Genomic DNA, 23,682 nt, shown 5'->3' on the forward strand with positions numbered 1-23,682 from the left:
AAAACGGTTTTCATTATGTGGGATGGGTGGTGAGAGTGCAAAACGTGTCAGCGCTCGCTGAGCTTGGTGGCGACGCGCAGCGCCGGTAGCAGCAGTGATCGCGCCCGTGCCTGCCAGTAGCGCGGCGAAATGGACCGTTAGGAAAGCAGGGCCGCACAGCGCAGCAGCCCGATATGGCTGTACGCCTGCGGATGGTTGCCCAGCGAGCGTTCGGCCACCGGGTCGTATTCCTCGGACAGCAGGCCGGTGGGGCCGGTGGCCTTGACCAGCTGGTCGAACAGTAGCTCGGCCTGCGATCGCGCACCGATGAGCAGATACGCCTCGACGAGCCAGGCGGCGCATAGATGGAAGCCGCCCTCTCCACCGGGCAGACCGTCGTCTCTGTGGTATCGGTAAACCGTTGCACCACTGCGCAACTCGGCCTCTGTGGCGATCACTGTCGCGGTGAAGCGGGGATCGGTGGGCTCGATCAGTCCGGATAGTCCGATATAGAGGGTGGCGGCATCCAGATCGGTGCCGTCGTAGGCGGCCGTGAAGGACTTGACCGACTCGTTCCAGCCCTTTTCCACGACTTCGGCGGCAATCTCGTCGCGCAGTGCGGCCCAGGATGGAGGTGATTCACGCTGAAACTCTTGGGCGAGCTTCACGGCGCGGTCCACGGTCACCCAGCACATGACTTTGGAGTAGACGTGATGCCGGGGATTTCCGCGGATCTCCCAGATTCCGTGATCGGGTTCGTGCCACCGACGCTCGACGGCGAGAACCATGTCGGACACCAGGTTCCAGTCGGCATCGGTCAACGGATCGGTGTGTCCGAGGCGCCGGCGCGCGTGGGTCAGGTCATGGATCAGTTCCACCACCGGGCCGAAGACGTCCAGCTGCACTTGCGAATTGGCGGCGTTGCCGACGCGGACCGGGCGTGAGCCCGCATACCCGGGCAACGAGTCGATCACCGCTTCGGGTGGCAGCACCGTTCCGGCCAATGTGTACAGCGGGTGTAGGCGATCAGGACCGGGCAGATGCTCCAGCACCCGGTGCAGCCAGCCCAGCAGGCCCTCGGCCTCGCTTAGCGATCCCAATGCCACCAGTGCCGATGCGGTCATCGAGGCATCACGTAACCAGCAGTACCGGTAGTCCCAGTTACGAATACCGCCAATGTCTTCCGGTAGCGATGTGGTGGCTGCGGCCAGGATCGCGCCCGACTCGGAGTGCACCAGCCCACGCAACGTCAGCGCCGAGCGCTTCATCAGTCCGGGCTTGCGCTCGGGGAGGGTCAGGGTTTGGGCCCAGTCGCGCCAGTAGGATTCGGCCCGTTCCCGTAGCTCGGGCTCAGTAACTGAGCTCTCGCCGAGATCTTCGGTGCCGCAGCGTAGCTCGAGGACCACCGGGCCATTTGCCGGGCTGATGGTCGCGGTGGCGCTCTGTTCGTCGGCGCCGATTTTCCAGGTGACGCCGGGGGCGCGCAGCACAATGGGATCATTGGTGCCGAGCACGCGCACGCCGTTGTCTTCGGCGACCAATTGCACGGGAGCCTGGCCGAACTCGGGACGCGGGGCGAAGGTGACCACCGCATCGGCCTCACCGGTGACAACCCGGATCAGATCGGTGCGTCCGGGGATCTCGTCGGGTGCCAAGTAGTCGGTGACTTGCAGACTGGCCCAACGTGTTTCGACTGTCATCGTGCTGTCGATGTATTTCTGGCCCAGCGGCAGCGCTGACCGTGCGGGGCCAATCGTGAAGTGTCCGGCCTCGTCCCCACCGAGGAGTTGCGCGAAGACCGCGGCCGAGTCGGGTTCGGGATGACACATCCAGGTGACGCCGCCGGTGGGGGTCACCAGCGCGATGGTGCGCGAATTGGCGAGCATGGTGAGACGTTCGATGGGGGCGGCGTGTCCGCCGAGCAGCCAGGTGCGGCGCTCTTCGAATAGGAAAGCCAGTGCGGTGCCCACGGATTCGGTGTCCGGGATGCGATATTCGGCGAGTGTTTCGCCGTCCCCCACCTTGACGCCGACGTCGGGACCGTGCAACCGTTTGAAGGCCTTTTCGTCGGTGACATCGTCTCCGAAGAACACTGCGGCGGTCGCACCCTCTTGATGGCGCAGGATGTCGAGCGCCTGTCCCTTATCGGTCGGTATGACGGCGAATTCGAGGACCTTCTTGCCCTCGGTGACCTGCGCGCCCCAACCGTTGGCCACGGTAAGTGCTTGGGCCAGCGCGGCATCGCCGTCCTCTACCGAGGCGTTGCGCACGTGCAGTGCGACGCTCGCCGGCTTCAGCTCGATGGCTACCCCGGCGTACTCGGCGGCGATCGCCGACAGCTTGTTGGCAATGGTCTTCAACAGTGCCTTGGCGTCTCCGTCAATGGCGTGCACAAATCCGGCATCGAACTCCGAACCGTGGCTTCCGACCAGATGCACCTCGGAGGGCAGTCGCGACAGGGTCGCCAAATCGCGCAGTGCCCGTCCGGAGATCAGCGCCGAAGTTGTTGACGGCAGTCCCGCCAAAGCCCGCAGCGCCGTAGCCGATTCTGGATGTGGGCGTGCGTCATCGGGGTTGTTGACCAGCGGGGCTATCGTTCCGTCGTAGTCGGAGGCCACGAGCAGCCGGGGCGTACGGGCCACCTCGGAAAGAGCGCGGCGCAGTTCGACGGGCAGATCTTGGGCACTCACCACGGGTCCCGAGTCTACGTCCGCTACTTACTCAGGGTTGGTTAGGCCAAGCGTCGCAGGTCAGGTAATTCCCAGCAGCAATCTGACGGTGCGATCAAGCCGGTGGCTCACATCAGTTGCCGATGCTCGCCGCGTCAACCAGGCAATCATGTTGGAGGTCCAGACATCCGAGATGACACGGGCGATGTGGAACTGCCCGTCGGAGGGATCGTCGTCGCCGGCCATCGCGCGGGCGAAGATGCCGTCCATTAGCCGGCCCACGTGATCAACCTCACCTGCGGCGGAAGCGTCCGCGAAGACCAGGGCGCGGGTCATCGCCTCGGTGAGTAGGGGATTGCGCTGCATGTTGCGGTTCAGCCGGGTGATCGCCGTATGCAGCCGTTCATATGCGGTGCTGCCGCTGACGGCACCACGATCCGATCTGGCGTCGATCTGCTCGAACTCGCGCTCCAGCGCGGACACCAGCAGATGCACTTTGGAGGGAAAGTATCGATACAGGGTGCCGACGGCGACGTCCGCGCGCTCGGCGACGGTGCGCATCTGCACCGCTTCATAGCCTCCCTTGGAGGCGATGGCCAAGGTGGCGTCCAGGATGCGCTTACGGCGCTCGCGCTGCGCGGTCGAACCGAGATCGTCGTCGGATAGTGCTGAGACGGCGGCAGGCTGATTGGTCGCGTCGGTATGACCGCTAGCTGACTGCGCGGTTTCCGATGCGCTAGATGTCCGAGGCGTTGCCATGGCGTCTCTACTCCCTGCGTTCACGTTCTGGTTCAGCGCACGACTATACGGATCACCATGGGCCGTTTCAGGTCTCCCTGGCCCGCTGGTAGTGCTCTGTACAGCCTGAATGCGTTCCTACTACACTGAACCCAATCACGATATTAGAACACGTTCTAGTCTCATGTACCCGAATCAAGCCGAGGAGAATCTGTGTCGTCCGATGTGCAGGAAGCCGCCCGCGACGCTGTCCGTCAGTGGGCCAAGAGCGCGGCTGTCATCGAGTCGGTCCGGAAGATGGAGTCCGAGCCCCACGGGTGGGGCCCTGCCTATGCCGGGCTGGCTGAGCTGGGCATTTTCGGTGTCGCGGTACCAGAGGTCGCCGGCGGTTCGGGAGCTGGATTCGACGACATGATCGCCATGGTCGACGAGGCCGCGGCGTCTTTGGTGCCGGGACCGGTTGCCACCAGTGCGCTGGCCGCGGTAGTGCTGGCGACGGATGGACCCGCGGAATTGGTCGCGGCGCTGGCCGCCGGGGATCGCACGGCGGGGCTGGCCCGCACCGGGAACCTGACCATCGCCGACGGGCTGGCCTCGGGCGTGTTGCCCGCGGTGCTGGGGGGTACGGCCGACGGAGTGCTGTTGGCCCCGGGGCCCGACGGCTGGGTGCTGATCGACTGCGTGGGTGCCGGCGTCACGGTGGACGTCAAGAGGGCGACCGACTTCTCGCGCCCGTGGGCTGCGGTCACCCTGTGCGGCGCCGTGGTACATCCGGTGAGCCTGCCAGCCGCCGTGGTCGCCGATCTGGCGACGGTGACCCTCTCGGCCGAGGCTGTCGGTGTGGCGCGTTGGGCGCTGCGGACCGCTGTCGAATACGCGAAGGTGCGCGAGCAATTCGGTAGGCAGATCGGCAGCTTCCAGGCCATCAAGCACATGTGTGCGGAAATGCTATGCCGTGTCGAGCAGGCCGATGTCGCTGTCTGGGATGCCGCCGGATGCGCGCAGGATGCTGTCGCCAATGACGGTGATTCTCAGCAGCTTTCGCTATCCGCCGCCGTTGCGGCGGCGGTCGCCGTCGATGCGGCGCTGGCCAGCACCAAGGACTGCATCCAGATTCTTGGTGGTATCGGATTCACCTGGGAGCATGACGCACACCTGTACCTGCGGCGCGCATACGCACTCCAGTCCTTCTTGGGCAAGCCCGCGGCATGGCGGCGGACGGCCGCCGCGCTGACGCTGGAGGGAACGCGCCGCTCCCTGACCGTCGACCTCGGTGAGGCGGAGAATCAGCGTGCGCAAGTTTCGGCCACCGCTGCGGAAATCGCTTCTGCACCAAGAGGTGAACACCAGATTCGGCTGGCCGATTCGGGCTTCTTGGCTCCGCACTGGCCCGTGCCATATGGGTTGGGCGCGGGGGCAGCGCAGCAGCTGCTCATCGACCAGGAGCTGCATGCCGCGGGTGTCACACGCCCCGATCTTGTCATCGGATGGTGGGCGGCCCCCACCATTCTGGAGCACGGAACTCCCGGGCAGATAGCGCAATTCGTGGCACCCACGCTGCGTGGTGAGATTGAATGGTGCCAGCTGTTCTCCGAGCCCGGCGCCGGTAGCGACCTTGCGGCGTTGCGTACCAAGGCAACCCGGGTCGACGGTGGGTGGAAGCTCGACGGTCAGAAGGTGTGGAACTCCAAGGCTCAGATCGCGGACTGGGCGATCTGCCTGGCGCGGACCAACCCCGACGTTCCCAAGCACAAAGGCATTACGTACTTCCTGCTGGATATGAAGACTCCCGGGATCACCGTGCGGCCGCTGCGTGAGATCACCGGCGAGGAGATGTTCAACGAAGTCTTCCTGGACGGTGTGATCGTCCCGGACGAGTGCGTGGTCGGTTCGGTCGACGACGGGTGGCGCCTGGCCCGCACCACACTGGCCAACGAGCGGGTGGCGATGGCGGGAGGTGGCACTCTCGACGAGGCCATGGAGTCGCTGCTCGCCCTCATCGGGGACAGCGAACTGGATGCGGCGCAACTCGATACGCTCGGCGTTTTCGTGTGTTCGGCGCAGACGGGCGCGCTGCTTGATCTGCGCACCGCGCTGCGCGCCATCGGTGGTCAGGATCCGGGTGCGGCCTCGAGTGTGCGCAAGCTCGTCGGTGTGCGTCATCGTCAGGGACTTTCGGAGCATATCCTCGACTACGTGGACACCCATGGCGCGGTGGAGTCTCACGAGATGTGGCTGTTCATGCGGGACCGGTGCCTGTCGATTGCCGGAGGTACCACCCAGATCCTGCTCAGCGTGGCGGGGGAGCGGCTACTCGGCCTGCCGCGTTGACAGCCAGCGGTCAGCTCGGGTGCGCACGCGGTGTTACGTGCCGCGCGGGATCGCCCCCGGACCGTAGAGGCCGCGGCCGCGGCGACGAACTCGGTCGAGTTTGACGTCGGTGCGCAGTGCATCCGAGATCGTCTTTGACGGGCCGCCATCTACGTCAAAACCTATGTCCGTCAACATGGTGACCATCTCGGATACGGTGGAGAGTCCGTGGCGATGGATATGCAGGACGAGCAGGTAGCGCAGCTCGGTGCGCAACGAGCGGGTCCGAGCGGTCATGTTCAGCACCCTGCCACCGGGCGCCGACATGGTCGGACCGATCTCTTAGATGACACACATCTGCTGCCCGCCTCTATGCGACAACTGTCGGGGTTTCCTGCCGGAGCAATTGTTGTCGCATAGACGCGGGCAGCACGCATACATGTTCTGCTTGGGTGCCCGGATTCCGCGCTAGTGTGGCGGCGCTGAGATCAACAACCTGGTGACGGCTAGCTGAAGCGGGCCTGCGCGCAGGCGTCGGGCGAGATCACGCTGCGGCCACCGATACTGGCCTCGACGTGGCTGCACACGATGTAGTCGGCATCGAGCTTGGGTTGCCCTGTCGCCCAATCGGTCGGCTGGGTGGTGCCGGTGATCCGGAAGCGGTCTACATCGCCTCCACCGAAGTAGACGGTGGTGAGCAGCCAGGTGCTACCGCCGTTGTGCTCCACGGTGTTCGGATTGTCGGCCCACTGCACCCACAGGTAGTTCATCCGGTCCGAGGTGCGTAGTTCGGTCGTCTGCTTGGCCCACAGGTCGCCCCCGAATCCCTCAATCCCGCTGGGGGTCCGCAGGTTGAAGCTCGCGGTGTAGTAGCACTGCCGTTCTGCCCTGCGACAGTCGGCGGTGGCGTGCACCTCGAGTTGGCGCCCCTCATCGACGGGAGTGCTGACGTCGGTGGTCTTGACCTCGGCGGTAGCGGTACCTGGGAAGACTAGGGAAGTAACCACCAGTGATGCGGCGGCCAGCGCCGATTTCAGGGACTTCATGATGTCGGAATCGTATCGGTCCGTTGGGGCAGCGGCGCCGAGATCTTTTTTCTGTACCCGGCGTTCACTCATCGAAGGTGACGTTGACATCGTCGGTCTCGGGTACAGCCTGGCACGCCAGGATGTACCCGTCGTCGATGTCGTTCTGGGACAGTGCGTCGTTGACGAGCATGCGGACCTGCCCGTCCTTGAGGATGCAGGCACATGTCATGCAGTGCCCCTCGCGGCAGGAGAACGGCGCGTCCAGCCCCTTGGCGAGCAACACGTCAAGCAGCACGGTGCTGCGCGGCCAGCTGACGGTGTGGGTCTCACCATCGAGTTCCACGGTGGCCGTGGCCGGCGGTTCGTCATCGTCCGAAGGCTCGGCAAGGACTACCTCGGCGAACGGATCGCTCTCCAGAGAGCGGAAGACCTCGATGTGCACGCGGTCCTCGGACATGCCGTTGCCCTTGAGCGCGGCCTCGGAGGCGTCCATGAACGGCCCGGGGCCGCAGATAAAGGCCTCATGCCCGGCAAACGGTGCCGCTAGCGTGGCCAGTGATTGTCGCGAGGGCAGCCCCTGCACCGATTCGAGCCAGTGAATGACGGTCAGCCGCTCCGGATATTGCGTGGTCAGCTCCCGAAGTACCGCCCCGAAGATGACCGATTGTTCGTCGCGGTTGGCATAGATGAGGACGACCTTGCCGTTGCCCTGGGAGAGCGCGGATTTGCAGATCGCCATCATCGGGGTGATTCCGCTGCCGCCGGCAACGAGGAGGAGATCCCGGCTCAAGTCTGTGGGGACGAACACTCCCGAGGGGGCCAGTACGTGCATGTGCATCCCGGCATGGGCGTTATCGCAGATCCAGTTGGACCCGTAACCATCGACGGTGCGCTTGACTGTCACCGTCAACCGGTCGTCGATATGCGGTGAGCTGGACAGCGAGTAGCAGCGCGCCACCGATCCGGTGCGGTCGGATGGAATGCGCAGCGTGAGGTACTGGCCGGGTGTGTACGCGAACTTATCGGCCGCGTCCTCGGGAATGTCGAAGACCAATGACCTGGAGTCGGCGGTCTCGTCGATAACCTCGGCGATGCGAACCTCGAGGACGTGCTTTCCCAGCGGAACGTCCGTCACGTGATTTCCTCCGTCGTTGACTTCGTCTGGCCGAGCCCAACTACAACCGAACTAGAACAGGTTACAGAATTGACCTTTGGCCCTACAACACCGTCGTCGCTTCGTTCCAGATGAGCCCGCCTTCCCGGGGTGGGTGAGGCGGTGTCGACACAGATCGAAACGTGTTCTAGTCTCAGCAGGGAACACGCGCTACCACCGTGGGTGTACAGCGAGTGTCGCGAACTACTAGCCCTAGTTTGTGCCGACTGATGCTAACTACAGCAGTGGAGGAAATGCAGTGACGACGACCGAACAGCGGGACGAGATTCAGGCGGTTCTCGCAGGAATTGACGACCTGCTGCCGATCCTGCGCAAGCGTGCTCAGGAGACCGAGGACCTGCGGCGTCTGCCCGACGCCACGGTCGCCGAACTGCAGGAGATTGGCTTCTTCAAGCTGTTGCAGCCCTCGCAGTGGGGTGGATACGAGACGGCCCCCACCACCTTCTACGAGGCGGTGCGCCGGCTGGGCAGCGCCTGCGGCTCAACCGGTTGGGTCTCCTCGATCATCGGCGTGCACAACTGGCACTTGGCCCTGTTTGACCAGAAGGCCCAGGAAGAGGTCTGGGGCGACGACACCAACGTGCGAGTCTCCTCCTCCTACGCGCCCATGGGCGCCGGTGTCGTCGTCGATGGCGGGTACCTGGTCAACGGTGCCTGGAACTGGTCCTCGGGCTGCGATCACGCCACCTGGGCGTTCCTCGGTGGCCCCGTCATCAAGGACGGCCGTCCGGTCGACTTCGGTAGCTTCCTGATCCCGCGTACCGAGTACCGCATCGACGACGTGTGGAACGTCGTCGGTCTGCGTGGCACTGGTAGTAACACCGTCGTGGTCAAGGACGTGTTCGTGCCGTCGCACCGCTTCTTGTCGTACAAGAAGATGAACGACCAGACCGCCGGTGGTTACGAGACCAACACCGCACCGGTGTACAAGATGCCTTGGGGCACCATGCATCCCACCACCATCACCGCGCCCATTATGGGCATGGCGTACGGCGCCTACGACGCGCACGTGGAGGCTCAGGGCAAGCGGGTGCGCGCGGCATACGCCGGTGAGAAGGCCAAGGATGACCCGTTCACCAAGGTTCGGGTGGCCGAGGCCGCCAGTGATATCGATGCCGGTTGGCGTCAGTTGATCGGGAATGTGGGCGACGAGTACGCCCTTATCTCGGCAGGCCAGGAGGTTCCCTTCGAGTTGCGCGCCGCCGCACGCCGCGATCAGGTGCGTGCCACCGGACGGGCCATCGCCTCGATCGACCTGTTGTTTGAGAACTCCGGGGCCACCGCGCTATCGAATGACGCACCGGTGCAGCGTTTCTGGCGTGATGCGCACGCCGGACGCGTACACGCGGCCAATGACGCTGAGCGGGCTTACCAGATCTGGGGTAACCATGCCTTCGAGCTGCCCGCCACCGACACGATGGTTTAGGGGAGCGTCAGCAAGATGAGCATTATCAAGGCACTCGGGTACATGCGGATCGAGGCCACCGATGTAGCTGCTTGGCGCGAATTCGGAACCAAGGTGCTCGGCATGATGGAAGGCACCGGCGACAACCCCGCCGCGCTCTATCTGCGGATGGACGATGTCGCGGCGCGTCTGGTGATCGTACCGGGCGAGAACGACCGGTTGCTCGCCTCGGGCTGGGAGGTCGCGGACGCGCCGGCGTTGCAGGCAATTCGGGATCGCCTGGACAACGCGGGTGTTGAGTACGTCGAGGGCACCAAGGTCGAGGCTTCCGACCGTAAGGTCGAGGGGTTGATCAGGTTCCAGGATCCGTCGGGAAACGTGCTGGAGGTGTTCCACGGAGCCCAGTATCTGGGGCGCCGATTCGTGAGCCCATACGGCCACAAGTTCGTCACGGCTGAGCAGGGCTTGGGGCACGTGGTGCTCACCTGTACCGATGACGCTGCGGCGCAGGCGTTCTACGAGGGTGTGCTCGGCTTCCGGCTGCGCGACTCGATGCGGCTGCCGCCGCAGCTTGTCGGGCGCCCGGCTGATGGTGACCCTGTATGGCTGCGTTTCTACGGATGCAACCCGCGTCACCACGCGCTGGCGTTCATGCCGATGCCCAACCCGACCGGAATCGTGCACCTGATGGTCGAAGTGGAGAATTCCGACGATGTCGGTCTCTGCTTGGACCGCGCGAACCGGCGAAAGGTCAAGATGTCGGCCACCCTGGGGCGGCACATCAACGACAAGATGCTGTCCTTCTATATGAAGACTCCCGGTGGGTTCGATATGGAATTCGGTTGCGAGGGTTCTGAAGTCGATGACGAGAGCTGGATCGCGCGCGAGAGCGTCGGTATCAGCCTGTGGGGTCACGATTTCAGCGTTGGGTTCAAGTAGAGATGCCCACATCGCAGATCGACCCCAGGGCATTCCGGAATGTGCTGGGGCAGTTCTGTACCGGCGTCACCATCATCACCACGAAGCATGAGGACGTACCGGTGGGCTTCGCCTGTCAGTCGTTCGCGGCGCTGTCGTTGGAGCCGCCGCTGGTGCTGTTCTGTCCGACCAAGCAGTCGCGGTCTTGGGCGGCGATAGAGGCCTCGGGCAAGTTCTGCGTGAATGTCCTCGCGGAGGACCAGCGTGAGGTCTCGGCGCGATTCGGTTCGCGGGAGCCCGATAAGTTCGGCGGAATCGATTGGCGTCCCTCTGGTCTCGGATCGCCGATCATCAACGGATCGCTTGCGCACATTGACTGCGAGGTCGCCACCGTCCACGACGGTGGCGACCATTGGTTGGTGTTCGGATCGGTCAAGGAGTTGAGCGAAGCTCCGGCGATTCCCGCCGCTTCCCGGCCGCTGCTCTTCTATCGCGGGCAGTACACCGGGATCGAACCAGACAAGACCACGCCTGCCGATTGGCGCAATGACCTGGAGGCATTCCTCACCACCACCACCGAGGACACCTGGTTGTAACCCGGCCCTCCGCTCGTTTCCTGTGCGGGCCTGGCCAATCCGGCGTAACGTCTCAGTTCCAGGTGCTACCTCGGTGAGGGCGGGTCATGGCGTTGTACGCGTATCGGTGCACGAACTGTGGCGATACCTCGCGTAAATTTCCGATGGCCACGGCGCCCGATACGGTGCCATGCCCCGGCTGCTCTGCGTCGGCGCGACGGCTTTTCGGTATCGCCGGAATGAGCCGCGGTTCCTCGTCGCGCACGCGCTTGCTCGATGCCACTCATCGCAGTGCCAGTGAGCCGCCCGTGGTTTCCGTGCCGCCGCCCCTGCGCCGCTCAGTGCCGGTGACATCAAATCCCTTGCATCGCAAGTTACCCCGCCCCTGACTGGAAGGACTGCCATGCCCGAAGTGCTGTTCCCGCTGGATTCAAGCAAGAAATTCACCGAGCAACAGATCGTCGGGCACAACCGGTGGCACCCGGACATTCCGCCGGCGGCGGTCGTGAAGCCCGGTACTTCGTTCCGTGTGCATTGTCGCGAATGGTTCGACGGCGCGATTCGCAACGACGACTCCGCCGACGACATCCGTGATGCCCCACTGACCACGGTGCATGCATTGTCGGGACCGTTCTCGGTGGAGGGGGCGCAGCCGGGAGACCTGCTGATCGTCGACATCCTCGATGTGGGTCCCATCCCGCAGGAAGACGCCGGGCCGCTGGCCGGTCAGGGGTGGGGTTACACCGGCATCTTCCCGACCGTGAACGGCGGTGGATTTCTTACCGAGCAGTTCCCGGATGCGTACAAGGCGATTTGGGATTTCTCGGGGCAGACCGCCACCTCCCGCCATGTGCCTGGGGTCAGCTTCACCGGGATCGTGCATCCGGGGTTGATGGGGACGGCGCCATCAGCGGAACTGCTGGCGAGGTGGAACGCCCGTGAGGGTGCTCTGATCGCCACGGATCCCAACCGTGTTCCCGCGCTGGCACTTCCGCCGGAGCCGCGGGATGCGGTGCTCGGTGCGCTTACCGGGGAAACCTTCGAGAGAGCGGCGGCTGAGGCGGCCCGGACCGCGCCACCCCGGGAGAACGGTGGCAATCAAGACATCAAGAACCTGACCAAGGGCAGCAGGGTGTTTTACCCGGTGTTCGTGCCGGGCGGAAAGCTGTCGGTCGGTGACTTGCACTTCTCCCAGGGCGACGGCGAGATCACCTTCTGTGGAGCCATCGAGATGGGTGGCTTCATCGACTTGCATGTCGACGTCCTCAAGGGCGGTATGGACACCTATGGAGTGTCGGAGAACGCGATCTTCATGCCGGGCAATACCGATCCGCAGTATTCGCAGTGGTTGGCGTTCTCGGGGACCTCGGTCACCCTCGACGACGAACAGCGTTACCTGGATTCGCATTTGGCGTACCAGCGCGCTTGTCTGCACGCCATCGATTACCTGACCAAATTCGGCTACAGCCCGGAGCAGGCCTATCTTCTACTGGGCGCCGCACCCATCGAAGGTCGGCTATCCGGCGTCGTCGATATCCCCAATTCCTGTGCCACCGTTTATATTCCGACGGCGATCTTCGACTTCCCGGTGACGCCCTCGGCCGCGGGCCCGGTGCAGATCGACGCCGGTCCGGGTGCGCCGCGATCGGTTGCGCACTGAGTCAGCGCTATCGGGGTTCTTGCCGTGTGGCGCAGTGGATGCCACCGCCGCCGGCGGCAATGCCGTCGATATCGAGCTGCACGATCCGGCGGTCGGGAAACACACGTTCCAGAGTGGACTTGGCTTCCGCATCCGCGCGGGGATCGCCGAACTCGGGTGCGATGACACCGCCGTTGCACACGTAGAAGTTGATGTAACCCGCGGCGAAGTCTTCTGATTCGAATTCAGCGCGCCCCTGCTCGGGTGCTTCGAGCACTTCCACACGCAGGGGGCGTCCGGCCGCGTCCGTCGCCTTTTCTAGGATCGCGAGATGTTCACGTGTCACGTCGTAGTCGAATGAGTCGGGGTCGCTGTCCAGTCCGGCGGCGACAACACCCGGTCCGGCGAACCGCGCATAGAAATCGGTGTGCCCGTCGGTGATATCCATGCCCGCGATACCCGGGAGCCAAATGATCTTGTGCAGGCCAAGTAGTCGCTGTAGCTCCGCCTCGACGTCTCCTTTGGAGCGTCCCCGGTTGCGGTTGTTGTTGAGAACGCAGCTTTCGGTGATGATCGCGGTGCCCTCACCATCGACTTCGATCCCGCCGCCCTCCAGCACAAGATTGGTGTGCAGAGCAGGAACTCCGGCGAGCTTGGCGACCTCGGTGGCGACCTTGGTATCCGAGTCGTGCTTCTGTTTGTTGCCCCAGCCGTTGAAGTTGAAATCAACGGCGGCTCTGCCGGTGTCGTTGCGAACGAATACCGGGCCGCTGTCGCGGATCCACAGATCGTCCAAGGGCGCGGGAACCAAGTCCACGTTGGGCCCTGCCAGTTGGCGGGCCAGCTCGGTCTCGTGTGGCCGCACCAGCATCGACACCGGCTCGAACTGCGCGATGGCCTGGGCGATCGCTCCGAGATTCTGCTGAACCCGCCGCTTGAGCCGTCGGCCCCAGATCTCGTCACTGGCGCCGAAGGCCATCCAGGTTCGCAGGTGTGGTTCGCCTTCATCTGGCATGCGCCAGGTGCTGCCGTCGCTCACCTCGCCATTGTTGTCGTCGCGTTCATCGGCACAGGAAGTCAGCACGAGGCCTGCTGCCACCCCCGCTCCGAGTTGGAGCAGGTGTCGTCGGCGCATAACCAGATTGTGCCAAGTTACGCCGCGTTCTGGGGCAGCGCCGCGATGAGCCCGTCGGGGTCGGTGAGGCTGAGCCGCAGGCCGCCGACCGCACCGAACGACATGGGTGCTTTCGGTTTGATGGGTGGGGCGTACTGGATGTCGACAATGCCCTCACGCGAACCGTTGACGAGCCAACCGGTGGCGCTGGCGTGTACACCCCATGCCAGTGGCTTCTCTGCGCGAACAACTGCCGAGCGGATGCTTGTCAGCGGAATCTCGATGGCAAATGCCCATCCGTGCTTGACAGTCAGCGTCTGGTCGGAGATTCGGATGATGGTGCGGCGTGGGCCCAGCCCCATCACCGTGGCAAGCGGTAGATACCAGCGGTCATAGCGCAGCGTGAAGTCCAAGTGTGTCGCCATACCGCGAACGTACCCGAGTTAGCAAATATTCTCCCTGCGATGTACAGGTAATTGTCAGTGTACGGCAATCAAGCCCCGTACCAGCGGTCAGCGTGTTCGGCATGCGTCGGCAGGTAGGCGCCGGGGCCGAAATGCGTGTCGTAGAAGCCCAAGTCGATGTTTTGTGCCTGCAGATACATCAGGGTGTGCACAGTGGGGACGGTGCCGGGAATCTTTCCGAAGGTGTCGTAGACGTAGGAGGCCTCGGTCGTGACGATCTCCTGGATCGCCTCGGCCGGTAATGCGGCTGCGCGCACCTTGCGTGAATCTGCCCAAGCGCCGGGGGTGTCGGGGTGGAAGGGCCCGCCGGGGCCGTATTTGCGCTCGACGTACTTCTGAACGCCCGCTGCGACAGTGGGCACATGCGGGGGACTGAGGGTCTCGAAGAATCCATCCAGACCGGTGGCGTTCGGAAATGGCCACCGGTCATCGTTGTCGGAACGAAACCCGATACCGGGCGCGCGCGGGTCGCCGGAGCCGCCGAGCACCGACAGCCGGTCCAGCCCGTCGAACATCCAGCCGCCCAGCCCGAGCGCCTGAAGTAGGAGCACCCCGTTGTGTGTTGCGGTGGCCAGTTCGGCACTGGCCTCGGTGAGCGTGTACTGCTCCACGAAGGACAGCGGAATGGGGTCGTCGTAATTCCTTAAGCTGCTGAATTTTTCGGTTCCTGGGATGCTCCGGTTGTTGACATCGTCGTAGACCAGGTAGCCATTCGCGGCGAAGAAGGACAGATTGGCGATCAGGTGTTCTGCCAGATCGGCCACGGGGAAGGCCAGCAGGCTGCCCGGGTGATTTCCGATCCAGATGTTGTGGCCCTCCATGTACGGCTCTTCCCGCGGAAACTCCAGGCGTTTGTCCGAGATCCGCACATAGGAGTCGGCGGTGTGGGTGATCCAGTCCTCGATGGACGTGAACTTCCGAGGGGGTTCATCGCGTGTCGGCAGCAGGTAGATTCCGGTGTCATCGGTGAAGAAGAGCTGGCTGGTGTGAAAACCCGCCGCGGAGGGGAAGGTGCGTCCGGTCGCGCTGCCGGAATAGTTCGGGAATGCGGGAGCGTGTCCGGGGTGATAGGTGATGCCGTAGTGCCACCCGGTGACGCCCCCGACCACCGAAAGAATCAGTGCCCGTTCGACTTCCGATATCGGTCTGGCGGGATGAGCGCTGGTGTACGCGAGCGGACCGTCGGGGATGTGCCCGCCGAGGGGGAATCGTCGTGACCGGCGCCCGGTGATCGCTGCCAGCAGCGGGAACGTAGTGACCTGCGCCAGGGCTTCGCGTTCGCGGTCGGATATCTGCAGCGGCATGAGTCAAGCCGACCACTGAGCGGTTGTGGGGTCAACCTTTTGGCTTGTCTCCTTTCAAAATATGGCATGAAGGGGGGCTTGCGGCAAGACCCCCATCGTGGCGCAGAATCCTGCGACCACGAATGTCGACTGATGGGAACGGGTATGACGATGCCGAACTTTTTCGAGGCGCACGAGTCGGGCGCGTACTTCCATGGCACCAAGGCCGACCTCGAGATAGGCGATCTGTTGACCCCCGGGCATCTGTCGAACTACGAGGAAGGCCGCATCATGAACCACGTCTACGTGACGAGGACATTGATTGGCGCGGGATTGGCGGCCATCATGGCCAAAGGCGAGGGCAGGGGCCATGTCTACATCGTGGAACCGGAGGGCACCCTGGAAGACGATCCGAACGTCACGGACAAGAAGTTTCCTGGGAATCCGACCCACTCGTACCGCACCCGCGAAGCCGTGCGCATCGTGGGTGCGGTCACGGATTGGGAAGGGCCCCTGTCCGAATCCATGGAAACCTTTCGGGCGGGGCTGGCCGATCTTCGGCGCACGGGAAATGTCGTCATCTATGACTAGAACACGACGAAACTCGACTACGCCGTACGTCGCACCTTGAGCGCCTCGGTGATCATCGGGATCTGCAACGGCAACCGGGCAAGCGCCCCCAGTCGCAACGGCCATGGCTTGTCCCACCACTGACGCGCCATGTTGATATTCGCGGGGAAGACGGCGATGAACAGCAGCGCCGCGAGGGTGCCACCAAGCCTGCGTGTCTTCGGGGTCAGCAGAAGCGCACCGGTTCCGAGCTCGGCAACACCCGAGGCGTACGTGTAGAACCGAGCCTCACCAGGCAGTTCGGCCGGGACGATGGCGTCGAAGGGTTTAGGGGCGACGAAATGTAGGACGCCGACACCGAGGAGCACTGCGGCGAGCCGGTAGGCGGGCCAGGGGCTGGCTTTGGTCTCCATGCCCGGAGTCTAGGCCGGGAACCTACAGTCCTGCGGCGCTCTCCAGGTTTGGGAGTAGCTGACGTGGTGTTCCCAGGAGCAGCGCGCTGCCGTGTGCACGCTTGAAATACAGGTGGGCGTCGTGTTCCCAGGTGATGGCGATACCGCCGTGTAACTGGATCGATTCACCGGCCACGATCGAAAGTGCCTCGCTGGCTTTGATTCTCGCCACGGTCGCGGCCTCGGTAGTGAGATCTTGGATGGCCTGGTACACGGTCGCGCGTGCTGACTCCACCAGCACGTACAGGTCGGCCATCCGGTGTTTGAGAGCCTGGAAGCTGCCGATCGCGCGTCCGAATTGAACCCGCGTCTTGGTGTACTCGACGGTGAGTTCCAGGGCGCGTGCCGCCGCCCCCACCTGCTCGGCGGCCAGTAGTAACCCGGCCTTGTCGACCAGTCCCTGGGCAGTGCCGATCGGTTCGCTTCCGCTGACCGCGACCGCGGCCAACCGGCGGGTGGGATCCATCGTGGACAACGCAGTAGCGGTGACGTTCTCCGCTCGGTGCACTTCATCGCCCTCCAGGGTGAGCACCACATCGGCGTTGGCTCCATTGACGACATATCCCGGGTCGAAGGCCACTGCACCGATCGATTCACCGGAGGCCAACGATTCCAGCAGTTCACCGTCGTACCCGGCGCCCAGGAGAGCGAGCTGTGCCCACAGCGTGCCCATCAGCGGGCTGGGCACGAGCCCGCGGCCGAGCTCCTCCACCACGACGGCCGCGTCTGCTAGCTCGCCCCCGGCACCGCCCAATTCCTCGGGAACCAACAACGCTGCGGCGCCCACCTGTTCGCACAGAACGGTCCACAGGCTCTCGTCGTAGCCGCGTTCGGATTCCATCGCCTTGCGTACCGCGGCCGAGTCGGCCCGTTTGGTCACCAAAGAGCGGACGGTGTCACGCAGCATCTGCCGTTCGGAACTCATGCGAGCGCTCCAAGCACCCGCGCACGGTGCCATTCCAGTGTGCCCCAGGCCGACGTCAGGGCCCGCGCCTTGAGGATCCACAGTGACAGGTCGTATTCGGCAGTGAAGCCGATGGCGCCGTGGGTCTGCAGGGAGGAACGCCCGGCAAGGTAAGCGGCCTTGCCGGCAGCCACCTTCGCCGCACTCACATCACGTGCGGCGGTGGGAGAGTCCTCGGCCAGGGATAACGCCGCGCCGTACACCAACGGGCGGGCCAGCTCCAGTGCGATGTGGACATCGGCCAGCTTGTGCTTGACGGCCTGATAGGAGCCGATCGGCCGCCCGAACTGCGAACGCTGCTTGGCATACTCCACCGCGCGGTCCAGTAGTGACTGCCCAAGACCGACAAGCTGTGCCGAAATCGCGAGCACACCAAAGTTGATGGCGCGGCTGGTATCCAGAGAGACGCCGCCCCCTGTCGGTGTTACATCGAACAGCCGGCGGGTGGCGTCGATCGACTCGTGTTGCGTGCCGGCCTGGGCCTCGCGGAACCCGATGTCGTCGGCGATGAGCACCAGCCCCGCAACATCCGCGTCGAGCGCGCGTGGCGTCGTGGGAGGTGCGGCCACGGTGACGATGAGTTCTCCGGAGGCCAGTTGCGAGGAACGCTCAGCTCCGTTTTCATCCTCGGCGAGCAGGATCGGTGCTACCGCGAGGGACTCGACGACCGGTCCCGGCACCGCCCACTTGCCTAGACCTTCCAGCGCGACAACCAGATCGACGGGATGAGCGCCGATGCCGTCGTACTTTTCGGAGACTGCGAGGGCGGTGACACCGAGATCGGACAATGTCGACCACACCGCGAGCCCGGGTTCGTGGTTACCGGTTGCCCACGCGCGAGCCGCGGCGGGAACATCGGCGGCCCCCAGGGCCGCGTCGATGCTGGCCGCGAAATCTCGCTGCTGCGTGTCTAGATCGAACCTCACTTGGCACCTCCCGTGCGAGCGCTTGCGCTGCTTTCCCTGGGCAGGCCCAGAATCCGCTCGGCAATGATGTTGCGCTGAATCTCGTTGGTGCCAGCGTAAATCGGACCGCCGAGGGAGAACAGGTACCCGTCCGTCCATGGCCCGGTGAGCTCGCCGTCGGCGCCACGCAGGTCGATCGCCGTCTCGTGCAGGGCGACATCCAGCTCGGACCAGAACACCTTGGTAATCGAGGATTCGGCACCGAGCTCGCCGCCGCCGGACAGCCGGGTCACGGTGCCGAAGGTGTGCAGCCGGTAGGCCTGGGCGGCGATCCAGGCGTCGGCGACACGCTCGGACGCGAACCCGTTCTCCGAAACCGACTTCCATAGATTCACCAGCCGGTCCGCGGTGGCCAGGAAGCGGCCGGGGCTACGCAATGACATGCCACGCTCATTGCTCGACGTGCTCATGGCCACCCGCCAGCCATCGTGCACCGCACCGATGACGTCCTCGTCGGGGACGAAGACATCGTCCAGGAAGATCTCGGCGAAACCGGGATCGCCGTCGAGCTGGGGGATGGGGCGAACAGTGACGCCCTCGGCCTTGAGGTCGAACATGAAGTACGTCAAACCCTGGTGGCGCTGCGATTCTGGGTCGGAGCGCCAGAGCCCGAATGCCCTGTCCGCGAATGGCGCTCGTGAGCTCCAGATCTTCTGTCCGGACAAGCGCCAGCCACCGTCTACCTTGCGGGCGGGGGAGCGCAGTGATGCCAGATCGCTACCCGACTCCGGCTCCGACCAGGCTTGTGCCCAGATCTCCTCGCCGTTGGCCATCTTGGGGAGAATGCGATCCAGCTGGTCCTTGCTGCCATGCGCGAACAGCGTGGGCCCCAGCAGGAACATGCCGTTCTGGCTGATGCGCGCGGGGGCCCCTGCCTTGAAGTACTCCTCCTCGAAGATCACCCACTGCAACAGGGTGACATCGCGGCCGCCGTACTCCTTGGGCCAGGACACTGCGGAGAAGCCCGCGTCATAGAGGGTCCGCTCCCACTGGCGGTGCAGTACAGCGCCTTCGGGTGAGTCATAGGAGGGTAGCGGCGGATTCGGGGTGTTGGCGGCGAGGAACTCGCGCACCTCCGTCCGGAACGCCTCGGTCTCGTCGTCAAGCAACAGGTCCATTACGCAGACTCCTCATGCATGGCGCGCAGGGTGGGTTTGACCACCTTGCCGCCCAGGTTGCGGGGAAGTTCGTCGAGAAACTCGACGAACCGCGGTTTCTTGAAGTTCGCCACATGCGCTGCGCTGTAATCGATGACGGCCTGATTGTTGAGGGATGCGCCGGGCTTGCGCACGATGTACGCCTTCCCAACCTCGCCAAGCCGCGCGTCGGGCACTCCGATCACGGCCACGTCCGCTACACCGTCGAGCCGCATCAGCACCTGTTCGATCTCGGCGGGATACACGTTGAACCCACCGCAGATGTACATGTCCTTGAGCCGGTCGGTGATGGTGAGATTGCCGCGCTCGTCGAGCTTTCCGATGTCGCCGGTGTGCAACCAGCCAGCCGAGTCGATGGTTTCGGCGGTGGCCTGCGGATCGTCGAGATAGCCCTTCATGACGTTGGCACTGCGCAGCAGCACTTCGCCTTCGTCGCCCGGGTTCTGCGCGTCGGCGATCCGCAGCTCGTAGCCGATCATCGGACGTCCACAGGTGGTCGCGACCGTCACCGCGTCGTCATCGGAGCGGCAGATCGTGGCGAAGCCTTGAGTCTCGGTGAGGCCGTAGGCGGTAAGTACCAGATCGAAATCCAGCTCGGATTGCATGCGTTCGATGAGCACTACTGGGACGACGGCCGCACCCGTCACGGAGTACCGCAGTGAGGTCAGGTCATAGTTTTTACGGGCAGGGTGGTCGAGCAGCATCTGGAAGATGGTGGGCGCGCCGGGCAACACGGTGATCTTGTGTTCCTGGACTGCGGCCATTGCCTTTTCGGGGTCGAAGGTCAGCTGTGGCATGAGTGCCGCGCCCGTCTGCAGACAGGCCAGGATGCCCGCCTTGTATCCGAAGTTGTGGAAGAACGGGTTGACGCACAGATATCGGTCGTTCTCGGTGAATTCTCCGTAGGTAGCCCACGCCAGGGAGGCCGCCAGTGGTTGGCGGTGCATGCACAGCACACCCTTGCTGCGTCCGGTAGTGCCGGAGGTGAAGAGGATGTCGCTGATGTCTTCGGAGTTCACCGTCGACTTGCGCTCGTCAATGTTCTCGTCGCTCACGTCATCTCCGTGCGCGACGAATTCGTCCCAATTGGCGTGGTCGCCGGCTTCCACCGCGATCCGCACGATATGGGCGAGGTCGGGGAGGGTCGCGGTGTCCAGTTGAGTGATGCGATCCGAACCGAGGAACACTCCGACCGACACCAGCACGCGAGCCTCGCTGCGCTGCAAAATGTCCGTCGCCTCGTCGACGGTGTAGCGGGTGTTCATCGGGACGACGGCGGCTCCGGCGTACTGCGCGCCCAGGCAGGCTATGGGCCAGTGCCAGGAGTTGGGAGACCAGATGGCCACCCGGTCTCCGTGCTTGATATCGAGGGCGATCAGCGCCGCCGCGAAGCGCCTGGCGCGGGTGCGAAGTTCGGAAAAGGACAGCCACGAGCCATCGGCATAGAGGGCGTCGCGATCACCGAAACGGGCTGCTGCCTGGTCTAACGCGGCCGGAATGGTGGGCTCGGGTGTCTGCTGCGCCGACTCCATACGCGTCCGACCCACCTTCCAATAACAAGCAAGTGCTTGGTAGGTTAGCCTACAGGTGTGGGTGAGTTCCAAGCGGCTTCCGAGCGTCCGTTATCGGAGATGTCCGATGATCAGGTGCGTACCGAGATCCGGGAATGGCTGGCCGAGAACCTCGTCGGTGAGTTCGCCGAGCTGAAGGGCCTGGGTGGCCCCGGCAGCGAGCATGAAGCCTTCGACGAGCGCCTCGCCTGGAACCGCCACCTGGCCGCCGCGGGCTGGACCTGTCTAGGCTGGCCGGTCGAGCACGGGGGACGCGGCGCCACCGTGAGCCAGCGCGTCATCTTCTACGAGGAGTACGCGCGGGCCGAGGCGCCGCACAAGGTGAACCACCTGGGTGAGGAGCTCCTCGGTCCGACCCTCATCGCCTACGGCACCCCTGAACAGCAGCAGCGCTTCCTTCCAGCCATCCGTGATGTCACGGAGCTGTGGTGTCAGGGCTATTCGGAACCCGGCGCGGGGTCGGACCTGGCGAATGTGTCTACCACCGCGGTGCTTGAGGGTGATGAATGGGTGATTAACGGGCAGAAGGTGTGGACGTCGCTGGCGCTGCAATCACAGTGGTGCTTCGTGGTCGCGCGTACCGAACCCGGATCGGCGCGGCATAGGGGCCTGTCGTATCTTCTGGTGCCCCTCGATCAGCCGGGGGTCGAGATTCGGCCGATCATCCAGCTGACCAGCACCTCGGAGTTCAATGAGGTGTTCTTCGACAACGCGCGTACCGCCGCTGATCTGGTGGTCGGTGAGCCCGGCGATGGCTGGCGGGTGGCGATGGGCACCCTGACCTTCGAACGTGGTGTCTCGACGCTGGGTAACCAGATCACCTATGCCCGTGAACTTTCCCGGCTGGCCGGGCTCGCCAAGTCCAACGGCTCGGCGGACGATCCGGCGATCCGGGAGCGCCTTGCTCAGGCCTACGTAGGGCTTCGCGCCATGCGTGCCTACGCGCTGGCCACCATGGACGAGGAGCGTCCCGGTCAGGACAATGTGTCAAAGTTGTTGTGGGCCAACTGGCATCGCGACTTGGGCGAACTTGCGATGGAGATCATCGGAAAGTCGACTCTGTTGACCGATGACGGCGAGATGGACGAATGGCAGCGGCTGTTCCTCTTCTCGCGCGCCGACACGATCTATGGCGGCTCCAACGAGATCCAACGCAACATCATCTCCGAGCGGGTGCTCGGTTTACCCAGAGAGGCGCGCTAGTGAGCTTGTCGCAGGCACCGGAAGAGATTGCCGGACACGGACTTCTGAAGGGCAAGGCGGTTGTCATCACCGCCGCGGCGGGCACTGGTATTGGATCCTCCACGGCGCGCCGTGCTCTGGCCGAGGGGGCCGACGTCGTCGTCTCCGACTACCACGAGCGTCGCCTCACCGAGACTCGGGACGAGCTCGCGGCGCTCGGGCTGGGCAAGGTGGCCGCGGTGGTGTGTGATGTCACCTCCACCGCAGCCGTGGATGCGCTGATCGCCGAATCCGTAGCGGCCCTTGGCCGTATCGACGTGCTGGTGAACAATGCGGGACTCGGTGGTGAGACTCCCGTCGCCGATATGACCGACGAGCAGTGGGACCGGGTTCTCGACGTCACCCTGACCTCCACCTTCCGTGCCACACGTGCGGCGCTGCGGTACTTCCGCGAGGCCGGCCACGGCGGCGTCATCGTCAACAACGCGAGTGTGTTGGGCTGGCGTGCGCAGTACGGGCAGTCGCACTACGCCGCCGCGAAGGCCGGCGTCATGGCACTTACCCGGTGCAGTGCCATCGAGGCCGTGGAGCATGGCGTGCGCATCAACGCCGTCGCCCCGAGCATTGCCCGGCACAAATTCCTCGACAAGGTGACGTCCTCGGATCTGCTGGACAAGCTGTCCTCCGATGAGGCATTCGGTCGTGCCGCCGAACCATGGGAGATCGCTTCCACCATTGCCTTCCTGGCCAGCGATTACTCGAGCTACCTGACCGGCGAGGTCATCTCGGTGTCCAGCCAGCGGGCGTGACATGCGCCATGAAGCGCACGCAAGGTAACCAAACAAGCGCTTGGTTGATACAGTGGGGAGGTGGACAACGTGGCAGAAGTGCGAGAGCCGGACGCTCTTCGCGCAAACGGCTCATCGCAGCCGTCCCGGCGTGACGAGCTGCTGAGTCTTGCGGCCGCCATGTTCGCCGAACGCGGTCTGCGCGCCACCACGGTGCGTGATATCGCCGATGCGGCGGGAATCCTGTCCGGCAGCCTCTATCACCACTTCGACTCCAAAGAAGCGATCGTGGACGAACTGCTCCGCGATTTCCTCGAGGGACTGTTCACTCGGTACCGCGAAATCGCGGCGGCCAACCTGAACCCCGTCGACACCCTCAAGGGCCTTTTTCTGGCGTCGTTCGACGCGATTGAAACCAAGCACGCGCAGGTCGCCATCTACCAAGCGGAGGCGCCCCGACTGCTGTCGCAGGAGCGGTTCGCCTATCTGAACGAGCTCAATACCGAGCAGCGCGAGCTGTGGCTGGAAGTGCTGCGTGACGGCATTGCGCAGGGCTACTTCCGCCCGGATCTCGATGTGGCCGTGGTGTACCGGTTTATTCGCGATGCGACCTGGGTCTCGGTGCGCTGGTTCCGGCCTGGCGGCTCACGCACGGCGCAGGAAGTCGCCGAACAGTACCTCTCGATAGTTCTCGGCGGGATCACCACGAACAACGCCGTTCAGTCACCCGAATAGAC

General features: G+C 64.2%; 23 protein-coding genes. 10 read left to right on the forward strand and 13 right to left on the reverse strand.

Annotated elements, in window-relative coordinates:
* Nucleotides 1–137 precede the first annotated feature (137 nt).
* Both otsB and kstR read right to left on the reverse strand, forming a co-directional pair.
* A complete protein-coding gene (gene otsB, locus B4383_RS19385) occupies nt 138–2,669 on the reverse strand; it encodes a trehalose-phosphatase (protein WP_078292645.1) in 2,532 nt (843 codons plus the stop codon).
* A gap of 60 nt (nt 2,670–2,729) precedes the next feature.
* Nucleotides 2,730–3,407: a cholesterol catabolism transcriptional regulator KstR gene (kstR, locus tag B4383_RS19390; RefSeq protein ID WP_078292614.1), complete on the reverse strand. Its 678-nt coding sequence runs from the start codon at nt 3,405–3,407 to the stop codon at nt 2,730–2,732.
* A gap of 192 nt (nt 3,408–3,599) precedes the next feature.
* Between kstR and B4383_RS19395 the strand changes: the two genes are divergently transcribed.
* A complete protein-coding gene (locus tag B4383_RS19395) occupies nt 3,600–5,717 on the forward strand; it encodes an acyl-CoA dehydrogenase (protein WP_078292615.1) in 2,118 nt (705 codons plus the stop codon).
* Nucleotides 5,718–5,750: 33 nt separating this feature from the next.
* Here B4383_RS19395 and B4383_RS19400 read toward each other — a convergent pair whose 3' ends face one another.
* The 3 genes from B4383_RS19400 to B4383_RS19410 form a co-directional block, all read right to left on the reverse strand.
* Nucleotides 5,751–5,993 carry a hypothetical protein gene (locus tag B4383_RS19400; protein ID WP_078292646.1) on the reverse strand — a complete coding sequence of 81 codons (243 nt, stop codon included), beginning with the start codon at nt 5,991–5,993 and terminating at the stop codon, nt 5,751–5,753.
* Between the two features lie 209 nt (nt 5,994–6,202).
* Entirely contained in the window at nt 6,203–6,742 is a 540-nt protein-coding gene (locus B4383_RS19405; protein WP_078292647.1) for a hypothetical protein, read from the reverse strand.
* A gap of 64 nt (nt 6,743–6,806) precedes the next feature.
* Nucleotides 6,807–7,859: a ferredoxin--NADP reductase gene (locus tag B4383_RS19410; protein ID WP_078292616.1), complete on the reverse strand. Its 1,053-nt coding sequence runs from the start codon at nt 7,857–7,859 to the stop codon at nt 6,807–6,809.
* 277 nt (nt 7,860–8,136) lie between these two features.
* Between B4383_RS19410 and hsaA the strand changes: the two genes are divergently transcribed.
* From hsaA to fmdA, 5 genes are all read left to right on the forward strand, one after another.
* Nucleotides 8,137–9,324, forward strand: a complete 1,188-nt coding sequence (gene hsaA / locus B4383_RS19415; RefSeq protein ID WP_078292617.1) for a 3-hydroxy-9,10-secoandrosta-1,3,5(10)-triene-9,17-dione monooxygenase oxygenase subunit — start codon at nt 8,137–8,139, stop codon at nt 9,322–9,324.
* A 15-nt stretch (nt 9,325–9,339) separates the two neighbouring features.
* On the forward strand, nt 9,340–10,242 hold the full coding sequence (gene hsaC, locus B4383_RS19420) for an iron-dependent extradiol dioxygenase HsaC (RefSeq protein ID WP_078292618.1): 903 nt from the start codon (nt 9,340–9,342) through the stop codon (nt 10,240–10,242).
* A gap of 2 nt (nt 10,243–10,244) precedes the next feature.
* Nucleotides 10,245–10,817 carry a 3-hydroxy-9,10-secoandrosta-1,3,5(10)-triene-9,17-dione monooxygenase reductase subunit gene (gene hsaB / locus B4383_RS19425; protein ID WP_078292619.1) on the forward strand — a complete coding sequence of 191 codons (573 nt, stop codon included), beginning with the start codon at nt 10,245–10,247 and terminating at the stop codon, nt 10,815–10,817.
* A gap of 143 nt (nt 10,818–10,960) precedes the next feature.
* Nucleotides 10,961–11,185 carry a hypothetical protein gene (locus B4383_RS19430; RefSeq protein ID WP_286143963.1) on the forward strand — a complete coding sequence of 75 codons (225 nt, stop codon included), beginning with the start codon at nt 10,961–10,963 and terminating at the stop codon, nt 11,183–11,185.
* Nucleotides 11,186–11,199: 14 nt separating this feature from the next.
* Complete coding sequence (gene fmdA / locus B4383_RS19435) at nt 11,200–12,456, forward strand: formamidase (RefSeq protein WP_078292621.1); 1,257 nt, start codon at nt 11,200–11,202, stop codon at nt 12,454–12,456.
* Nucleotides 12,457–12,463: 7 nt separating this feature from the next.
* Here fmdA and B4383_RS19440 read toward each other — a convergent pair whose 3' ends face one another.
* From B4383_RS19440 to B4383_RS19450, 3 genes are all read right to left on the reverse strand, one after another.
* Nucleotides 12,464–13,570, reverse strand: a complete 1,107-nt coding sequence (locus tag B4383_RS19440) for an agmatine deiminase family protein (protein WP_078292622.1) — start codon at nt 13,568–13,570, stop codon at nt 12,464–12,466.
* A gap of 17 nt (nt 13,571–13,587) precedes the next feature.
* Nucleotides 13,588–13,974 (reverse strand): hypothetical protein, encoded by a 387-nt coding sequence (locus tag B4383_RS19445; RefSeq protein ID WP_286143962.1) that lies wholly within the window; start codon nt 13,972–13,974, stop codon nt 13,588–13,590.
* A 68-nt stretch (nt 13,975–14,042) separates the two neighbouring features.
* The gene (locus tag B4383_RS19450; protein ID WP_078292623.1) at nt 14,043–15,317 is read right to left on the reverse strand and encodes a hypothetical protein; all 1,275 of its coding nucleotides are present in this window, start codon (nt 15,315–15,317) and stop codon (nt 14,043–14,045) included.
* A 144-nt stretch (nt 15,318–15,461) separates the two neighbouring features.
* Here B4383_RS19450 and arr point away from each other — a divergent pair, with 144 nt between their 5' ends.
* Nucleotides 15,462–15,887, forward strand: coding sequence for an NAD(+)--rifampin ADP-ribosyltransferase (gene arr / locus B4383_RS19455; RefSeq protein ID WP_078292624.1), 426 nt, complete (start codon nt 15,462–15,464; stop codon nt 15,885–15,887).
* 17 nt (nt 15,888–15,904) lie between these two features.
* Here arr and B4383_RS19460 read toward each other — a convergent pair whose 3' ends face one another.
* From B4383_RS19460 to B4383_RS19480, 5 genes are read right to left on the reverse strand one after another with little or no spacing between them, the layout of a single operon-like run.
* Nucleotides 15,905–16,279 (reverse strand): MauE/DoxX family redox-associated membrane protein, encoded by a 375-nt coding sequence (locus B4383_RS19460; RefSeq protein ID WP_078292625.1) that lies wholly within the window; start codon nt 16,277–16,279, stop codon nt 15,905–15,907.
* 22 nt (nt 16,280–16,301) lie between these two features.
* Complete coding sequence (locus B4383_RS19465) at nt 16,302–17,243, reverse strand: acyl-CoA dehydrogenase family protein (RefSeq protein ID WP_078292626.1); 942 nt, start codon at nt 17,241–17,243, stop codon at nt 16,302–16,304.
* Nucleotides 17,240–18,208 carry an acyl-CoA dehydrogenase gene (locus B4383_RS19470; RefSeq protein WP_078292627.1) on the reverse strand — a complete coding sequence of 323 codons (969 nt, stop codon included), beginning with the start codon at nt 18,206–18,208 and terminating at the stop codon, nt 17,240–17,242. The genes B4383_RS19465 and B4383_RS19470 overlap by 4 nt, the downstream gene beginning before the upstream one ends.
* Nucleotides 18,205–19,365: an acyl-CoA dehydrogenase family protein gene (locus B4383_RS19475; RefSeq protein WP_078292628.1), complete on the reverse strand. Its 1,161-nt coding sequence runs from the start codon at nt 19,363–19,365 to the stop codon at nt 18,205–18,207. Before B4383_RS19475 ends, B4383_RS19470 begins: the two co-directional genes overlap by 4 nt.
* The gene (locus B4383_RS19480) at nt 19,365–20,936 is read right to left on the reverse strand and encodes a FadD3 family acyl-CoA ligase (protein WP_078292629.1); all 1,572 of its coding nucleotides are present in this window, start codon (nt 20,934–20,936) and stop codon (nt 19,365–19,367) included. Before B4383_RS19480 ends, B4383_RS19475 begins: the two co-directional genes overlap by 1 nt.
* A 99-nt stretch (nt 20,937–21,035) precedes the next feature.
* Here B4383_RS19480 and ipdE1 point away from each other — a divergent pair, with 99 nt between their 5' ends.
* The 3 genes from ipdE1 (at nt 21,036) to B4383_RS19495 (ending at nt 23,680) form a co-directional block, all read left to right on the forward strand.
* Nucleotides 21,036–22,178: an acyl-CoA dehydrogenase IpdE1 gene (ipdE1, locus tag B4383_RS19485; RefSeq protein ID WP_078292630.1), complete on the forward strand. Its 1,143-nt coding sequence runs from the start codon at nt 21,036–21,038 to the stop codon at nt 22,176–22,178.
* Nucleotides 22,178–22,966 (forward strand): (5R,7aS)-5-hydroxy-7a-methyl-1-oxo-2,3,5,6,7,7a-hexahydro-1H-indene-carboxyl-CoA reductase, encoded by a 789-nt coding sequence (gene ipdF, locus B4383_RS19490; protein ID WP_078292631.1) that lies wholly within the window; start codon nt 22,178–22,180, stop codon nt 22,964–22,966. The genes ipdE1 and ipdF overlap by 1 nt, the downstream gene beginning before the upstream one ends.
* A 69-nt stretch (nt 22,967–23,035) precedes the next feature.
* On the forward strand, nt 23,036–23,680 hold the full coding sequence (locus B4383_RS19495; RefSeq protein WP_176126452.1) for a TetR family transcriptional regulator: 645 nt from the start codon (nt 23,036–23,038) through the stop codon (nt 23,678–23,680).
* Nucleotides 23,681–23,682 lie beyond the last annotated feature (2 nt).

This window comes from Mycobacterium sp. D16R24 (assembly GCF_002013385.1).
In the GTDB taxonomy this organism is placed as follows: domain Bacteria; phylum Actinomycetota; class Actinomycetes; order Mycobacteriales; family Mycobacteriaceae; genus Mycobacterium.

Excerpts from the sequence above, each read along its gene's own strand:
- kstR (WP_078292614.1), bottom strand. The coding sequence starts at position 3,407 with ATGGCAACGCCTCGGACATCTAGCGCATCGGAAACCGCGCAGTCAGCT.
- B4383_RS19400 (WP_078292646.1), bottom strand. The coding sequence starts at position 5,993 with ATGACCGCTCGGACCCGCTCGTTGCGCACCGAGCTGCGCTACCTGCTC.
- B4383_RS19405 (WP_078292647.1), bottom strand. The coding sequence starts at position 6,742 with ATGAAGTCCCTGAAATCGGCGCTGGCCGCCGCATCACTGGTGGTTACT.
- hsaC (WP_078292618.1), top strand. The coding sequence starts at position 9,340 with ATGAGCATTATCAAGGCACTCGGGTACATGCGGATCGAGGCCACCGAT.
- hsaB (WP_078292619.1), top strand. The coding sequence starts at position 10,245 with ATGCCCACATCGCAGATCGACCCCAGGGCATTCCGGAATGTGCTGGGG.
- B4383_RS19430 (WP_286143963.1), top strand. The coding sequence starts at position 10,961 with ATGGCCACGGCGCCCGATACGGTGCCATGCCCCGGCTGCTCTGCGTCG.
- fmdA (WP_078292621.1), top strand. The coding sequence starts at position 11,200 with ATGCCCGAAGTGCTGTTCCCGCTGGATTCAAGCAAGAAATTCACCGAG.
- B4383_RS19440 (WP_078292622.1), bottom strand. The coding sequence starts at position 13,570 with ATGCGCCGACGACACCTGCTCCAACTCGGAGCGGGGGTGGCAGCAGGC.
- B4383_RS19445 (WP_286143962.1), bottom strand. The coding sequence starts at position 13,974 with ATGGCGACACACTTGGACTTCACGCTGCGCTATGACCGCTGGTATCTA.
- B4383_RS19450 (WP_078292623.1), bottom strand. The coding sequence starts at position 15,317 with ATGCCGCTGCAGATATCCGACCGCGAACGCGAAGCCCTGGCGCAGGTC.
- arr (WP_078292624.1), top strand. The coding sequence starts at position 15,462 with ATGACGATGCCGAACTTTTTCGAGGCGCACGAGTCGGGCGCGTACTTC.
- B4383_RS19460 (WP_078292625.1), bottom strand. The coding sequence starts at position 16,279 with ATGGAGACCAAAGCCAGCCCCTGGCCCGCCTACCGGCTCGCCGCAGTG.
- B4383_RS19465 (WP_078292626.1), bottom strand. The coding sequence starts at position 17,243 with ATGAGTTCCGAACGGCAGATGCTGCGTGACACCGTCCGCTCTTTGGTG.
- B4383_RS19475 (WP_078292628.1), bottom strand. The coding sequence starts at position 19,365 with ATGGACCTGTTGCTTGACGACGAGACCGAGGCGTTCCGGACGGAGGTG.
- B4383_RS19480 (WP_078292629.1), bottom strand. The coding sequence starts at position 20,936 with ATGGAGTCGGCGCAGCAGACACCCGAGCCCACCATTCCGGCCGCGTTA.
- ipdE1 (WP_078292630.1), top strand. The coding sequence starts at position 21,036 with ATGTCCGATGATCAGGTGCGTACCGAGATCCGGGAATGGCTGGCCGAG.